Origin of the sequence: Ralstonia mannitolilytica (assembly GCF_000954135.1) — a bacterium.
Classification (GTDB): Bacteria; Pseudomonadota; Gammaproteobacteria; order Burkholderiales; family Burkholderiaceae; genus Ralstonia; species Ralstonia mannitolilytica.
The window spans coordinates 186484-201282 of record NZ_CP010800.1; the positions used below are offsets into that span (position 1 = coordinate 186484).

Below are 14799 nucleotides of genomic sequence, written 5' to 3' on the forward strand. Positions count from 1 at the left end.
CCCGTCCCGCATGCCGTCCATGGCCGACTCAACGCAGGCATCGCAGGCCATCCACCGCACCATCGAGGCGGTGTGGCGCATCGAGTCGGCCAGGATCATCGCCGGGCTCGCGCGGCTGCTGCGCGATGTGGGCCTGGCCGAAGAGCTGGCGCAGGATGCGCTCGTTGCCGCGCTCGAACAATGGCCGGCATCGGGCATTCGGGATAACCCGGCGGCGTGGCTCACGGCCACTGCCAAGCACCGCGCCATCGACCGGCTGCGCCATCACACGCTTGCCGAGCAGAAGCGTGCACTGCTCGCCATCGAGCTGGAGGTCGAGCAGGAACTGGCCCATGCCGATGCCGAAACCGCGCGCGACGAGGCCGTCGGCGACGACCTGCTGCGCCTGCTCTTCATCGCGTGCCATCCGGTGCTGCCGCACGAGGGTCGCGTGGCGCTCACGCTGCGCATGTTGGGCGGCCTGACAACCGATGAGATCGCCCGCGCCTTCCTGGTGCCGGAGCCCACCATCGCACAACGCATCGTGCGTGCGAAGAAGACGCTGTCCGCCGCGCGCGTGCCGTTCGAGCTGCCCGAGGCGGGCCAGTTGCCGGAGCGGCTTTCGGCCGTGCTGCAGGTCGTCTATCTCATCTTCAACGAAGGCTATGCCGCTACCGCCGGCGACGACTGGACGCGCCCCACCCTGTGCGAAGAAGCGCAGCGCCTGGGCCGCATCCTGGCCGGGCTCATGCCCAACGAGCCGGAAGTGCACGGCCTGCTGGCCTTGATGGAACTGCAGGCCTCGCGGCTGCGTGCACGCGTAGGACCGGGCGGCCGACCGATCCTGCTCATGGATCAGGACCGCAGCCGGTGGGACTACCTGCTCGTCCGGCGCGGCTTTGCGGCACTGGCCCAAGCGCAGGCGTGCGGCAAGGGGCTGGGGTCGTACGGCTTGCAGGCCGCCATCGCGGCATGCCATGCCAGCGCACGCACTGCCGACCAGACCGACTGGATGCGCATTGCCGCGCTGTACGATGCGCTCGCCCAGCTCACGCCGTCTCCGGTCGTGGAACTGAATCGCGCTGTGGCCGTCGCCATGGCCTATGGCCCAGCGGCAGGGCTCGAGATTGCCGATACGCTGCTGACGGAACCAGCCCTGCGCGGCTATCACCTGCTGCCCAGCGTGCGCGCAGATCTTCTTGCGCGTCTCGACCGGCTGGACGAGGCCCGCGCGGAGTACGAACGTGCCGCCGCCCTCGCCCGCAATGGGCAGGAGCGCGCGCTGCTGCTGGAGCGTGCGGCCCGCTGCGGCCGTATCGGTTGAGCGGTCGGCACGTCGCTTGCTCGGCAGGTTGAGTTTCGACAACGAGACGGCTGCGGAACCTCGGTTGCGCAAGGTCGTCCATCGTGCGTGAACCGTTCAACGTCGTCTCTCCTCAGCATCCAGGCGCTGCGGGGCTTTGCCGCCCTCTACGTGGTGGTATTCCACTCGGGCCTCGCCCTCGCCCATGCCGACATTCCTGCACTGGCGTGGCTCACCACGCACGTGATCAAGCGTGGGCATGTCGGCGTGGACGTGTTCTTCGTCATCAGCGGCTTCATCATCGCCTGGGTCGCCATCCTGGGCCCGAAGGGGCCCGAGCCGCCCGGCGAGTTCCTGGTGAAGCGGGCGTTCCGGCTTGTGCCGCCTTACTGGCTGATGTCGGTGCTCCACTCGACATGGCTGAACCCGGTCTCGACAGGCGTGTTGTTGACGTCACTGGCGTTCCTGCCCCAAGCCAACACGGACGCGCCGTATTTCGGCTATCCGGCGCTGTATGTCGGCTGGTCGCTCAACTACGAAGTCTTCTTCTACGCACTGTGCGCGGTGGGGCTGGCGCTGTTCGGCCGGCGCGCGCTTGCCGTCGTCGCGCTCGGGTTGTTCACGACCACGGTCATCATGCCGTTCTGGCACGACGGTCTCGTGCAACGCAACCCGGAAGCGCTGTATGACTGGGCCACGCCGCTGCAGGCCATGGCGGCCAACCCGCTGGTGCTCGAGTTCCTGCTCGGCGCGGGACTGGGGTGGCTGTATGCGGCGCATCGGCATCGGCTAACGCCCGCGCTGGCTCGTGTGCTGATGGTCTTGGGTGTGACCACCTTCGTGCTGTCGGTGATCGGGCCCGTTCCCAAGTTCGACCTGGTTGGACGGGGACTCCCCGCCGGTGCGCTGCTCGTCGGCATGGTGGCAATGGAGCACTGCGGCACACTGCGCGTACCGCGCATGGCCGTCTGGCTTGGTGAGATTTCCTATGCGCTGTATCTCGTGCATCCAAGCGTCATCGAGTCCACGCACCGCGTGGTGGGCGTACTGGCACCGGAGTGGATCGGCACGCAGCTGATGCTCTTTGCCATCAATCTCGGCCTCACGGTGGCGCTGGCTGCGCTGCTGCATCGTTACGTCGAACAGCCGTCCATTGCGCTGGGCCGCCGCACGGTGGAATGGATGCGCGGCCGCCGCCAGGCGTGGCGCGCGCGCCTCGGCATGCAGAGGCCCTGAGCGGCGTCCTCAAGCTGCCGGCGCTTGCATCATCCGCCGTCGCGCAACTGGTTTCCCGCCCGCCTGCTGGAAGCGAACGACCCCGCCGTGGCGCCGTTCCGCCGCACGCTGCTGGCCACCCCGCGCGAGGGCATCCTCGGCGGCTGGGCGGCGGTGCGCGATGCCGACCTGCGCCGCACGATCACGCTGATCACGCATCCGACGCTCGTCATCGCGGGCCGGCACGACACGGTTACCTCCTTGCAGCATGGCGAGGAAATCGCGGCAGCCATCCCCGGCGCGCAACTGCGCGTGCTGGACACCGTCCACCTTGCCAACGTGGAACAGCCGGATGCCTTCCTGGAAGCCGTGCTGGATTTCCTCGCGGTGCAGGAAACGGTCTAATGCATCGACACGCGGCAACGCGCCCGGTTAACATGGCGGCCATCCAACCGATGTGCCGCCACACATGTCCCGCGTCAAGAACGAAGACGAATTCGAACTGCGCCGCGAAAGCGTGCTCGACACCGCCGCCGAGGCCTTTGCGGCCGACAGCTACCCGAGCGTGTCGATGAACCAGCTTGCCGCGGCGTGCGGCGGATCGAAGTCGCGCCTGTACCACTACTACGAGGGCAAGGAAGCGATCCTGTTCGATCTGCTCGATCGCTACACGCGCCGGCTGGTGGATCTCGTCGAACGCGCAAAGAGCGATGCGCGCCACGCCAAGCTGTCGGCGCGCGCCACGCTGCACCTGCTGGTGCGCACGTTCCTGGCCGAATACGCGACCTCGCGCACGCGGCACGTGGCCTTGCTCAACGATGTGAAATACCTCTCGCCCGAGCAGCGCGACATCGTGCTCGCACGCGAACGCGACGTCGTGGCCGCCGTGGGGCGGCAACTCGGCGCGGCGTACCCGGACAAGGTGGACGACGCCAACCGCACGCCCATCACCATGATGCTGTTCGGCATGATGAACTGGACGTTCACCTGGCTCAAACCCGACGGGCCGCTCTCCTACGAAGGCTATGCCGAGATGGTCATCGACATGCTCGAGAACGGCCTGGGCGGCAAGACGCGACCGTGAGCTTCAGAGCCGCAAGCAAACCGGCCATGGCGTCGTTGCGCCTCCCGCAGTAACGAGCACTCGGTACCGGTTGGACCGTCGGCGTCGGCACGCGTCACCGCGGCAGTGTTGTCTGCCGCGCCTAGCGCTCGTCGTAGCTGACCACCACACGCTGCGTCAGCGGCCGCGCCTGGCAGGTCAGCACAAAGCCCTGCTGGATTTCCCAGTCTTCCAGCGTGAAGTTCTTTTCCATCTCCACGCGCCCTTCGAGCACCTTGGCGCGGCACGTACAGCACACCCCGCCCTTGCAGGCATAAGGCAGATCGAGCCCCGCGCTCAACGCGCTGTCGAGTACCTTGGCGTCGCCCGCCATCGGCACCTCATGCGATTTGCCGTCGAGCACAACCGTCAATGCCACATCGCCCCCCACGGCGGCGTGCTTGCGCGGCTTGGCAGAAGCATCGCCCACCGGCACGCCAAAGCGCTCCGCATGCACGCGCTCGCGCGGCACGCCGCGCTCGAGCAGCGCGGCTTCCACCGCATCGATCATCGTTGACGGGCCGCAGATGAAGGCGGCATCGATGTCGTCCGGCGGGATCAGCGCATCGAGGAACGCATGCGTCTTGGCGCCATCGAGCCGGCCGTTGAACAGCGCAATCTCCTGCGCCTGGCGCGACAGCACGTGGTACAGCGCGAACCGATCGAGGTAGCGATCTTTCAGGTCTTCCAGTGCCTCGCCAAAGATGATGCTGTCGACGCTGCGATTGCCGTAGACCAGCGTGAAGCGGCTTTGCGGCTCGGCAGCCAGCGTGGTCTTGATGAGCGAGAGGATCGGGGTGATGCCGCTGCCCGCTGCAAAGGCGACGTAGTGCCGCGCGTTCTCGGGAGCCAGCGGCACATAGAAGCGTCCATCGGGCGGCAGCACGTCGAGGCTCTGCCCCACACGGATGCGGTCGTGCAGATGGTTGGAGAACACACCCGCATCGACGCGCTTGACGGCCACGCGCAGCTCGCCGTGCTGGTCATAGTCCTGCACCGCGCAGCAGATCGAATACGAGCGGCGCAGCTCGTCCTGCCCCGGCAACTGCCCCGGCGGCACACGCAGCGTCAGAAACTGCCCTTGCTTGAACCGATAGGCGTCACGCAGAGGCTCCGGCACATCGAAGCGCACGGAGATCGTGTCGGCAGTCTCGCTGCGCACCTCGGCAACGCGCAGCGGGTGGAATTGCGGAGTCATGGCGGTCGCTCGGCTCAGTACGGCTTGAAGTAATCGAACGGCTCGCGGCAGGCGCGGCAGCGGTATAGCGCCTTGCACGCGGTCGAGCCGAAAGCGGACACGAGCACCGTGTCCTGCGATCCGCATTGCGGGCAGGGCACGTGCTCGGCGTGGGCCGGCCGTACGAGGTGGATGGCGCGCGCATCGCCCGCACCCGCCCAATGCATGGGCGGGGCGATCCCGAATTCGCGCAGCTTGCGCCGCCCTTGCGCGGTCATCCAGTCGGTGGTCCACGCCGGTGACAGGACCGAACGCACGCGATACGGGCCCACGTCCGCTGCCTGCAGCGCATGGCCGACGTCATCGGCAATCTGGTCCATCGCGGGGCACCCGGAATACGTGGGCGTGATCGTTGCGACCAACGTCCCGGTTTCGTCGACCTGCACATCGCGCAGGATGCCGAGTTCGGCGATCGTGATCACCGGGATTTCCGGGTCCGTCACGGCTTCCAAGGCGGCCCGCGCGCGGCGCAGCCGTGCGTCCATGTCAGCAGAAGCGCTCGGTTGCGCTACCACGATGCCCCCGGGAACTGGCGCGCGAGCCCTTGCATCTCGGCCAGCAGGTAGCCCATGTGTTCGGAATGCACGCCCTGCTTGCCCGTGCTGACGTACGGGCCGGACTCCGGCCACGCGAGCCTGGCCTCGTCCACTGCATCGCGCACCGTCGCCTCCCATGTGTCGCGCAGGTCGGCGGGCCGTACCCCGATGCCAGCGTCCGCTACGGCGTCCTCCACCGCGTCGGTGGCAAAGAACTCGTTGGTGTACGGCATCAGCCAGTCGAGCGCGGCCTGCGCGCGCGCATGCGATGTCTCGGTGCCGTCGCCAAAGCGCACGAGCCAGTCGCGCGTGTGGGCGAGGTGGTAGCGCATCTCCTTGACCGACTTGGCGGCAATCGCGGCCAGCTCGCTGTCGGACGACGCCGTAAGCGCCTGCCACATCGGTACCATCAGCGCGGCATACAGGAAGTGGCGGACGATCGTGACGGCATAGTCGCGCGCGGCCGACGACGTTGCCACCATCGGTCCGGCATGCGGCAGCTCGAGCAGCGTGTAGTTGCGAAAGGCCTGCTCGGCGCGCCAGTAGGCGTAGTCGTCTTCCGTGCGAGGCTGGCCGGTCAGCGCGCCTTCGAGCTGCCCCGCGTGCGTGTACAGCAGCCGCGCCTGGCCAATCAGGTCGAGGCTGAGGTTGGACAAGGCGATGTCTTCTTCCAGCACAGGCCCGTGACCCGTCCACTCCGCATTGCGCTGGCCAAGAATGAGCGCGTTGTCAGCAAGGCGAAGGATGTATTGCAGATGCGCGTCAGAACTCATCGCGCCGCTCACATGTGGTTGACTTCATCGGGCAGCCGATAGAACGTCGGATGCCGGTAGATCTTGTCGGCCATCGGGTCGAACAGCATCGGCTTGTCGTCAGGCTCGCTCGCGGTGATGGCAGACGACGGCACGACCCAGATCGAGATGCCTTCCTGCCGGCGCGTATACACATCGCGCGCCATCTGCAGCGCCTGCTTGGCGTCCACGGCATGCAGGCTCCCGCAGTGCTTGTGCTCCAGGCCCTGCTTGCTGCGGATGAACACTTCCCACAGCGGCCATTCGTGTTGATGCATGGTGTACTCCTCAGGCGGCTTGCTGGTTGGCGGCCGCGCGCTCGGCCTGCTTGCGTGCATAGGCGAGCGCGGCCTCTCGCACCCATTCGCCCTCTTCGTGTGCACGCCGGCGCGTGGCGAGGCGCTCGCGGTTGCATGGGCCGTGGCCGTCGAGCACGCGCTTGAATTCGGACCAGTCGAGCGGCGAAAAATCATAGTGGCCGCGCGCTTCATTCCATTTGAGCCCTGGGTCGGGCAGCGTCACGCCGAGCACGCGCGCCTGCTCGACCGTGGCATCGACGAAGCGCTGGCGCAGGTCGTCGTTCGAGATGCGCTTGATGCCCCAGGCCATCGTCTGCGCGCTGTTGGGCGAGGCGGTATCCGGCGGGCCGAACATCATCAGCACCGGGAACCACCAGCGGTTGACGGCCTCCTGCACCATGTCGCGCTGCGCCTGTGTGCCGCGCATCATCGTCAGCAGCGATTCAAAGCCCTGGCGCTGATGGAACGACTCCTCCTTGCAGATGCGGATCATCGCGCGCGCATAGGGGCCGTACGAGCAGCGGCACAGCGGTACCTGGTTCATGATCGCCGCGCCATCGACCAGCCAGCCGATCACGCCCACATCTGCCCATGACAGCGTCGGGTAATTGAAGATCGACGAGTATTTCGCACGGCCCTCGTGCAGTGCGTCGATCATCTCGTCGCGCGAGCTGCCGAGCGTTTCCGCAGCGGAATAGAGATACAGGCCATGGCCCGCTTCATCCTGCACCTTGGCCAGCAGGATGGCCTTGCGCTTGAGCGACGGCGCGCGGCTGATCCAGTTGCCCTCGGGCAGCATGCCCACCACTTCCGAATGCGCGTGCTGCGAGATCTGCCGCAGCAGCGTCTTGCGGTATGGCGCAGGCATCCAGTCCTGCGGCTCGATTTTCTGGTCGGCGCCGATGCGCGCATCGAAGCGCGCCTGCAGCGCAGCCTCGTCCTGCGGCACGTTGGCCAGTTCCTGTTCGGTCGGCAGCCCGCCGGGCTGGTCCAGGCTTTGGGTGTACATGCGATCCTCCGGGCCGCGCGCGTGCCGGGCACACACCGGAACGCGGATGTGCACGACGCATCATCCGATGCCGCGCTGGGGCTGGATCGATTATAAACCGTCCGACCGGTCGGTCAATAACAGGTTTCACCGCATGCCTTGATACAGACATGCGGTGAACCTGTTTGTGCGGACGAAAACTAGATCGACGCGGCGGAAGAGGCCTCGCCGTGCGCGGCATGCGGCCGCGTGCGCACGAACGCGCCGGCCAATGCAGACGCCAGCACCGCCGCAATGGCGCCCAGCAGAAACGCGAGGTGATAGCCGCCATTGAGCGCCGTCGCCGCATCCGCGCCGGCCGCGGCCAACCCATCCGTGCGCCCTGCCGCCAGGCTCGCCAGGATGGCCAGGCCCAGTGCACCGCCCATCATGAACGACGTGTTGACCACGCCCGACGCCAGGCCCGATTCGTCGGGCGCAACATCGCTCATGGCGGCCAGCAGCACAGGGTTGAACGCGACGCCCGCACCCAGCCCCAGCAGCAGCATGCCGGGCAGCACATCGAGCACAAAGCTGCCGCCGGCCGGCGCGCGTGCAAACAGCACGAGGCCGACCGCCGCCACCAGCAGGCCGAGCGACAGCGGCGCACGGATCCCAAAGCGCATCACCAGCTTGGCCGACAGCCCCAGCGAGAACACCGCCATGATGACGTTGGCCGGCAGGAACGCCAGCCCGACCTGCATCGCGCTGTAGCCCAGCACGCGCTGCATGTACAGCGCCGAGATGAAGAACCACGCGAACATTGCAGCCGCCCACAGCACGCCCACCACATTGGCCGTGGCCACGTTGCGCAGTGCAAACATGTGCAGCGGCATGAGCGGATGCGACACCCGCGATTCGATGATCAGGAACGCGGCCATCAATGCCACGGCAATGCCCAGCTGCGTCAGCGTTTGCGTGGAAGTCCAGCCCGCTTCGTTGCCGTGCACCACCGCGTACACCGCCAGCATCAGCGATGCGGTCACGGTAATGGCGCCCGCCACGTCCAGCCTGGTGCGGTCAGCCAGCGGCCGGCCGGCCGGCAGGAGCGCCACGCACGCCGCGTAGACGGCCACGCCGATCGGCAGGTTCACCAGGAAGATCCAGTGCCAGCTCAGTGCACTCGTCAGCAGCCCGCCCAGCAGGACGCCGATGCTGCCGCCGCCGGCGCATACAAAACCGTAGATCCCCATCGCCTTGGCGCGATCTGCCGGCGAGGTGAACAGGTTCATGATGAGCGACAGCGACACCGCCGACACCACGGCCCCGCCCAGCCCTTGCACCGCGCGTGCCGTGATGAGCAGACCTTGCGAATTCGCCAGCCCGCATGCAGCCGAGGCCAGCGTGAACAACGTGATGCCGAGCAGGAACATCTTGCGATGGCCGAACAGGTCGCCCAGCCGGCCGCCGAGCAGCAGGAAGCCGCCGAAGGTCAGCATATAGGCGTTGACGACCCACACCAGCGACGTTTCGGTAAAACCCAGATCCGCCCGGATGGACGGCAGTGCCACATTGACGATGGTCGTATCCAGCACGATCATCAGCACGCCCAGGCAGAGCACGATGAGAGCAAGCCAGCGTTTGCGTTCGTCGATGCCGTGCGTCATGAATGCACTCCTCGTTGCGATCGGGATGTCTCAAACAAAGAACGGCCACCTCGCGGTGGCCGTCTGCGGCAAGTGCGCAACGTTACATCGGCTTGGGCGCAATCACCATCCACGTGACGCCGAAGCGGTCGATGGCCATGCCGAATGCGTTGGCGAAAAACGTCTCGGCCATCGGCATCGTGACCTGGCCGCCGTCGCTGAGCGCCCGGAACGTGCGCTCGGCGGCGGCCGTGTCGGGCACGCTCACCGAAAGGCCGAAGCCCTTGAAATCGGCCTTGCCCGAAGCCATGCCGTCCGACGCCATCACGACGGTGTCGCCAACGCGGAAGGCCGCGTGCATGACCTTGTCGGCAGGCGGTGCAACGCCGCCGCACTGGTCGGCCTTGGGCTCGGCTCCCGGGGGCGCGTCCTTGAAACGCATCAGCATGTCGACCTTGGCATCGAGCGTCTTCTTGTAGAACTCGAGCGCTTCTTCACAACGGCCTTCGAAGAACAGATACGGTTGAACTTGCATCACAACTCCTTGGGTTAGTAGGGACCGCAAACCCGCGCATCGCATCGCGCGGTCAGGGGTTACATCTCAGTGAAGAACGTCATCCGTCGCGTGCTGGCCGGACACGGGCATCGGTACCGAGGCATGCTCGTGCACGACCCACCAGCGGCCGTCGATCTTGCGAAAGCACACCGTGGCGCGCGTCTGCGCATCGTGCTGCGTGCCATCGCGATAGCGCGCGCGCAAACGGTTCGTGCTAAAGCAATAGGCCAGATCACCACCCACCTCAAGATGCAACTCGATGAACTGGAAATCGGCCTTGTCCACCAGCGCATCAAACCAGCCCTGCCAGTTGCGGCGGTATGCCTGCGCGCCCTTTACGAACAGCGGCGGCATCACGTCAAACACGACCACATCGGGTGCGTAATGCCGCATCACGGCATCGATGTCCTTGTCGCGCACGGCGGCCGCCCACTCGCCGATCAGTGCACGCAGTTGCGCTTCATCGTCTGCCTGGCTTGTGGCATCCGTCATGTAGGCCTCCTGAACTTCTGCCGCATTCCAGGCTTGGAAAGGTGCACAACAGCGTCTAGGGTTGATTTGTGAACACTGTCCACAAACGATAGCAGACATAATGGACGGTGTCCACATCGAATTTTCGGAGATTGACTGCATGTCCCAGGAGCCACCCCGACCGCCCGCACGCACGACGTACCGCCATGGCGACCTGCGCCGGGCGCTGCTGGACGCCGGCATCGAACTCGCGCGTGCCGGCGGCCCCGAGGCCATCGTGCTGCGCGAAGCCACGCGCCGCGCCGGCGTGGTGCCGAATGCGGCGTACCGGCACTTTGCCGGGCGGATGGACCTGCTTCAGGCGGTGCGGGCCGCGGCGCTGGCGGCTCTGGCCCGCGCGATGGAAGCCGAACTCGACACCATCGACCCGAACTGGCCGCAAGACGTGCAGGCGCGCGCGTCGCTGCGTGCCATCGGCGTGGGATACCTGCGATTTGCGCAAATGGAGACGGGCCTGTTCCGCACCGCATTTGCCGTGCCGGATGAAGTCGAAAACGACGTGGATCCGGACAAGGCGGGCAACAGCGGCCTGAACCCGTTCCAGTTGCTGGGCCGGGCCCTGGACCGCATGACGGCAGCCGGCGTGTTGCCCGCCGAGCGCCGCCCGGGTGCGGAGTACCTCGCGTGGTCTGCCGTGCACGGCCTGGCGCTGCTCATCATCGACGGGCCGCTGCGCGGACGCCCGCCGGAGCAGACCGGCGCCATCGCACTGCGCGTGGTCGAGATGGTGGAAAACGGCCTGTAGAGCCTGCGGCCCCGGCGAGCGATGGAATAGTGCTTGCGCCTGGTGTGTTTACCATCAAGCCAGGCGACTTTGGAGAACCACCATGCAGATGCGATTGGGCAAATGGACTGGCGCGGCTGCGCTGGTGTTGAGCGCGTGTGCGGCGTTCACGCCGGTGCAGATGGCGCAGAAGATGATCGGCCAGCCGGAAAGTGCCGTGCGCGAGACCTTCGGCACGCCCACCGAGACCTACGCGCTCGCCGATGGGACGCACCGCTGGATCTATTCGAAACAACCCATGGGCCACGAAGTCTATGCGGCCGACTTCGATGCCGGCGGCAGGCTCACGCGCTTTCGCCAGATGCTGACGGAGAAGGAAATCTTCGAAGCCCGCCCCGGCACGTGGACCAAGCGCGACGTGCTCGAGCGTTTCGGCACGCCGCGCGAGCCCACGCAGTATTACCCGCTCATGAGGCGCGAAGCGTGGTCATACCGGATGCTCACCAACGGCTATCAGCAGGCGCACTTCAGCGCCTACTTTGACGACAACGGCGTGCTCGATCGCACCATGATCATCGTCGACCCGCTTGGCGGCGACCATGATGCGCGCAGCAAATAGACGTCAGCCCAGCGCCGAAGCAATTGCCTGCGCGAGCTCGTTGGCCTCGAACTTGGCGACGTAGCCGTTGGCGCCAACGCGGCGCACGTGGTCTTCATTCGCCGAGCCCGACAGCGAGGAGTGGATCACCACCGGGATCGACTGGAACGCCGGCTCGGATTTGATCTTGCGCGTGAGCGTGAAACCGTCCATCTCGGGCATCTCGAGATCGGTCAGCACGAGGGCGATCTTGTCGCGTACGGTCTTGCCTTCGCGGGCGGCATCGCGCGCGATGTTCTGCAGCGTGTCCCACGCCTCCTGCCCGCTCTTGGTCATCACATACGGCGCGCCCATCGCCTCGAGGCCGTTGGCGATCAGCGAACGCGCAAGGCCCGAGTCATCGGCCACGAGCAGCTTCGCACCCGCCGGAAGCCTGATCGGACGCTCGTCGTTGTCGGGCGCGAGGTCGGTACGGCGGGTCGGGAACACGTCCACCAGGATCTGTTCGACGTCGATGACCTGCGCGAGGCGCGAGTTGTCGGCGCTGCCATCCAGTCGGGCAAGGCTGGTGATGTTGCTGCTGCCCACGCTCGCCTCGGCCGGAAAGATCTGGCTCCATTCCAGGCGCACGATCTCGTCCACCTCTTCCACGGCAAAGCCCTGCGTGGAGCGCGCGTATTCGGTAATCAAGAGGATGTTGGCGTTGCCGTTGCGGGTGCCGATCACGCTGGCGAGGTCAATGACCGGGATGATCTGGCCGCGCACGTTCACGGCGCCGAGGATGTGCGCGCCGGCGTCCGCCACGTGCGTCACGGGCGGCATGACCATGATCTCGCGCACCTTGAACACGTTGATACCGAACAACTCGCGCTGGTTCGAGCGCGCAGACTCGCCCAGGCGGAACAGCAACAGCTCGAAGCGGTTGTTGTTGGTCAGATTGGTCCGTTCATCGACTTCGTGCTGCGAATGCTGTGACATCGCGTCTCCCCCGTTCAAGCACACATATGTGAGCGGTAAACGGCAGGGCGCCGCGCAACTTGAAGGGATTTGCGAATCCCGCCGCGCTGCCCTTCCAGCGTGGGGAGGCCGCCGCCTAGGCAACCTTCACGTGCGTGACCAGAAAGTCGAGGAATGCACGCACGCGCGCCGGCAAATGCGCGCCCTGGCCGACATAGACGGCGTGGATGTCCTCCGTCTCGCCGGGGTTGTAGTCCTCCAGCACGGGCACCAGCCGGCCGGCATCGAGATCGGCGCGCACCTGGAACTCCGCCAGCCGCGCAAGGCCCAGGCCCGCCACGGCCACCGCGCGCAGCGCCTCGCCGTCGCTGATCTGTGCATTGCCCTGCGGCATGATTTCGGTGCGGCGGCCGCGCTTGAGGAAGGGCCAGCCGTTGACCGCCCGCACGTAGCTGAACGCCAGGCAATTGTGGTGGGCGAGATCCGCCGGCGTGCGCGGCGTACCGGCGCGCGCGAGGTACGCCGGCGAGGCCACCACGAGCAGGCGCGTCTGGCCCAGCTTGCGCGCCACCAGCCGGGAGTTCTTCAGCGGGCCGCTGCGCAACGCCACGTCGGTGCGGTCTTCCAGCAGGTCGACCACGCGGTCGGTCAGGGCAATGTCGAGCGACACCTGTGGATGGCACGCCAGGAAGGCCGGCACGATCGGCAGCAGCAAATGCGTGCCGACCGGCACATTCGCGTTGATCCGCAAACGCCCCGAAGGCTGCGCCCCGGCGGATGCTGCGCGCTCGGCCTCGTCGAGATCGGCCAGCACCGCCACGCTGCGCTCATAGAACGCGGCGCCCTCGGGCGTGAGCTGAAAGCGCCGCGTCGAGCGGTTCACGAGTCGCGCGCCCAGCCGGGCTTCCAGCCGCGCGACCAGCTTGCTCACCGCCGACGGCGTCATCCGGCACGCCCGCGCCGCCGCCGAGAAACCGCCCTGCTCCACCACCCGCACGAAGACTTCCATCTCGTTGAAGCGATTGACATCGAGCCGCGCCATTGTGATTTGAATTCATAGATGTTGTTCTTGCAGGCAGTCTATCGCACAGGCTGCCGCTTCGACATACTGGCCTCCGTTCCGCCACTGCGGCGCGTTTCCCGCGTGGCCCTCGGCGTTTGGAGATTACGGATCATGCCCGTCGCTTTACTTGCCCTGACAGCCGGTGCATTCGGCATCGGCGTCACCGAATTCGTCTTGATGGGGCTGCTGCTCGAAGTCGGCACAGACCTGCACGTGACCGTCGCCCAGGCGGGGCTGCTGATTTCCGGCTACGCGTTCGGCGTGGTGCTCGGCGCGCCGGTGTTGACCGCGCTGACGGCGCGCTGGCCACGCAAGGCCGTGCTGGTCGGGCTGATGGTCATTTTCACGATCGGCAACGCGGCGTGCGCGCTGGCGCCCGGCTACGCCCTGCTGATGGCCGCACGCGTGTTGACGGCCTTTGCGCACGGCACCTTCTTCGGCGTCGGGTCGGTGGTGGCCACGGGCCTCGTGCCGCCCAACCGCCGCGCCTCGGCCATCGCCATCATGTTCACGGGGCTGACGGTCGCCTCCATCCTCGGTGTGCCGCTCGGCACGTGGCTTGGCCAGGCGTACGGCTGGCGCGCTACGTTCTGGGCGATCGTGGTCATCGGCGTGGTCGCGCTGGGCGTCATCGCCCGCTTCGTGCCGCACGAAGCTGCGCCGGCCGACGCGGGAGACTGGCGTCAGGACATACGCGTGCTGATGCGCGGCCCCGTGCTGCTTGGCCTCCTCACAACCGTGCTCGGCTATGCGGGCGTGCTTGCGGTGTTCACGTACATCGCGCCGCTCATCACGGAAGTGACGGGCTACACAAGCGCGGCGGTCTCACCGGTGATGCTCGTGTTCGGCGGCGGGCTCATCGTCGGCAACCTCGTCGGCGGACGGCTCGCCGACCGCCACCTGCGCGGCACGCTCGTCGGCACGCTGGTGGCGCTGGCCGTGACGCTTGCCCTGATGACGTTTGCCGTGCACGACAAGGTGTGGGTCGTGGTGTTCGTGGCACTGCTGGGCGCGGTGGCGTTCTCGACCGTGCCGCCGCTGCAGATGTGGGTGCTGGAGAAAGCGCACGGTGCGGGCCAGAGCATCGCGTCGAGCTTCAACATTGCCGCGTTCAACCTCGGCAATGCGCTAGGCGCGTGGGCGGGCGGCGTGGTCATCTCGCATGGCCCCGGGCTGACGGCGCTGCCGTGGGTGGCCGCCCTCGCTCCTGTGAGTGCGCTCGCGCTCATCCTCATCGGGCTGCGCCTGCATGGCTCTGGAGAAACGACCGCGCAGTGTCCGCAGGGCGCCTGATC

17 protein-coding genes are annotated in these 14799 nt (G+C 66.8%); 7 read left to right on the forward strand and 10 right to left on the reverse strand.

The annotated features are described in order from the left end of the window. Nucleotides 1–19: 19 nt before the first annotated feature. From TK49_RS17405 to TK49_RS17420, 4 genes are all read left to right on the forward strand, one after another. Nucleotides 20–1303, forward strand: a complete 1284-nt coding sequence (locus TK49_RS17405; protein ID WP_045220268.1) for an RNA polymerase sigma factor — start codon at nucleotides 20–22, stop codon at nucleotides 1301–1303. 87 nt (nucleotides 1304–1390) lie between these two features. Continuing rightward, entirely contained in the window at nucleotides 1391–2518 is a 1128-nt protein-coding gene (locus TK49_RS17410; RefSeq protein ID WP_045218484.1) for an acyltransferase family protein, read from the forward strand. Nucleotides 2519–2542: 24 nt separating this feature from the next. Further along, entirely contained in the window at nucleotides 2543–2902 is a 360-nt protein-coding gene (locus TK49_RS17415; RefSeq protein WP_373271720.1) for an alpha/beta hydrolase, read from the forward strand. Between the two features lie 64 nt (nucleotides 2903–2966). Then, complete coding sequence (locus TK49_RS17420; RefSeq protein WP_045218486.1) at nucleotides 2967–3581, forward strand: TetR/AcrR family transcriptional regulator; 615 nt, start codon at nucleotides 2967–2969, stop codon at nucleotides 3579–3581. Between the two features lie 121 nt (nucleotides 3582–3702). Here TK49_RS17420 and paaE read toward each other — a convergent pair whose 3' ends face one another. The 8 genes from paaE to TK49_RS17460 all read right to left on the reverse strand — a co-directional run bounded on the left by paaE (nucleotide 3703) and on the right by TK49_RS17460 (nucleotide 10123). Further along, nucleotides 3703–4797 carry a 1,2-phenylacetyl-CoA epoxidase subunit PaaE gene (gene paaE, locus TK49_RS17425; protein ID WP_045218489.1) on the reverse strand — a complete coding sequence of 365 codons (1095 nt, stop codon included), beginning with the start codon at nucleotides 4795–4797 and terminating at the stop codon, nucleotides 3703–3705. Nucleotides 4798–4811: 14 nt separating this feature from the next. After that, the gene (paaD, locus tag TK49_RS17430) at nucleotides 4812–5321 is read right to left on the reverse strand and encodes a 1,2-phenylacetyl-CoA epoxidase subunit PaaD (protein WP_045218491.1); all 510 of its coding nucleotides are present in this window, start codon (nucleotides 5319–5321) and stop codon (nucleotides 4812–4814) included. 23 nt (nucleotides 5322–5344) lie between these two features. Beyond that, on the reverse strand, nucleotides 5345–6145 hold the full coding sequence (gene paaC, locus TK49_RS17435; RefSeq protein WP_045218494.1) for a 1,2-phenylacetyl-CoA epoxidase subunit PaaC: 801 nt from the start codon (nucleotides 6143–6145) through the stop codon (nucleotides 5345–5347). 8 nt (nucleotides 6146–6153) lie between these two features. After that, nucleotides 6154–6441 (reverse strand): 1,2-phenylacetyl-CoA epoxidase subunit PaaB, encoded by a 288-nt coding sequence (gene paaB, locus TK49_RS17440; protein ID WP_045218496.1) that lies wholly within the window; start codon nucleotides 6439–6441, stop codon nucleotides 6154–6156. 10 nt (nucleotides 6442–6451) lie between these two features. Then, entirely contained in the window at nucleotides 6452–7471 is a 1020-nt protein-coding gene (gene paaA / locus TK49_RS17445) for a 1,2-phenylacetyl-CoA epoxidase subunit PaaA (protein ID WP_045218499.1), read from the reverse strand. Between the two features lie 179 nt (nucleotides 7472–7650). Beyond that, nucleotides 7651–9096, reverse strand: a complete 1446-nt coding sequence (locus TK49_RS17450) for a DHA2 family efflux MFS transporter permease subunit (RefSeq protein WP_045218501.1) — start codon at nucleotides 9094–9096, stop codon at nucleotides 7651–7653. A gap of 82 nt (nucleotides 9097–9178) precedes the next feature. Then, nucleotides 9179–9610, reverse strand: a complete 432-nt coding sequence (locus TK49_RS17455; RefSeq protein WP_045218503.1) for a VOC family protein — start codon at nucleotides 9608–9610, stop codon at nucleotides 9179–9181. A gap of 66 nt (nucleotides 9611–9676) precedes the next feature. Further along, nucleotides 9677–10123 carry a YybH family protein gene (locus tag TK49_RS17460; RefSeq protein ID WP_045218504.1) on the reverse strand — a complete coding sequence of 149 codons (447 nt, stop codon included), beginning with the start codon at nucleotides 10121–10123 and terminating at the stop codon, nucleotides 9677–9679. A 139-nt stretch (nucleotides 10124–10262) separates the two neighbouring features. Between TK49_RS17460 and TK49_RS17465 the strand changes: the two genes are divergently transcribed. Then, nucleotides 10263–10907, forward strand: a complete 645-nt coding sequence (locus tag TK49_RS17465) for a TetR/AcrR family transcriptional regulator (protein WP_045220270.1) — start codon at nucleotides 10263–10265, stop codon at nucleotides 10905–10907. Between the two features lie 82 nt (nucleotides 10908–10989). Next, nucleotides 10990–11505 carry a membrane protein gene (locus tag TK49_RS17470; RefSeq protein WP_045218506.1) on the forward strand — a complete coding sequence of 172 codons (516 nt, stop codon included), beginning with the start codon at nucleotides 10990–10992 and terminating at the stop codon, nucleotides 11503–11505. A gap of 3 nt (nucleotides 11506–11508) precedes the next feature. On the opposite strand, the gene TK49_RS17475 is transcribed toward TK49_RS17470, so the two are convergent. Together TK49_RS17475 and TK49_RS17480 are read right to left on the reverse strand one after the other, a co-directional pair. Continuing rightward, nucleotides 11509–12462, reverse strand: a complete 954-nt coding sequence (locus TK49_RS17475) for a chemotaxis protein (RefSeq protein WP_045218507.1) — start codon at nucleotides 12460–12462, stop codon at nucleotides 11509–11511. 115 nt (nucleotides 12463–12577) lie between these two features. After that, entirely contained in the window at nucleotides 12578–13483 is a 906-nt protein-coding gene (locus tag TK49_RS17480; protein WP_045218510.1) for a LysR family transcriptional regulator, read from the reverse strand. A gap of 132 nt (nucleotides 13484–13615) precedes the next feature. On the opposite strand from TK49_RS17480, the gene TK49_RS17485 reads away from it, so the two are divergent. Then, nucleotides 13616–14797, forward strand: coding sequence for an MFS transporter (locus tag TK49_RS17485; RefSeq protein WP_045218512.1), 1182 nt, complete (start codon nucleotides 13616–13618; stop codon nucleotides 14795–14797). The last annotated feature ends 2 nt before the right edge of the window (nucleotides 14798–14799 follow it).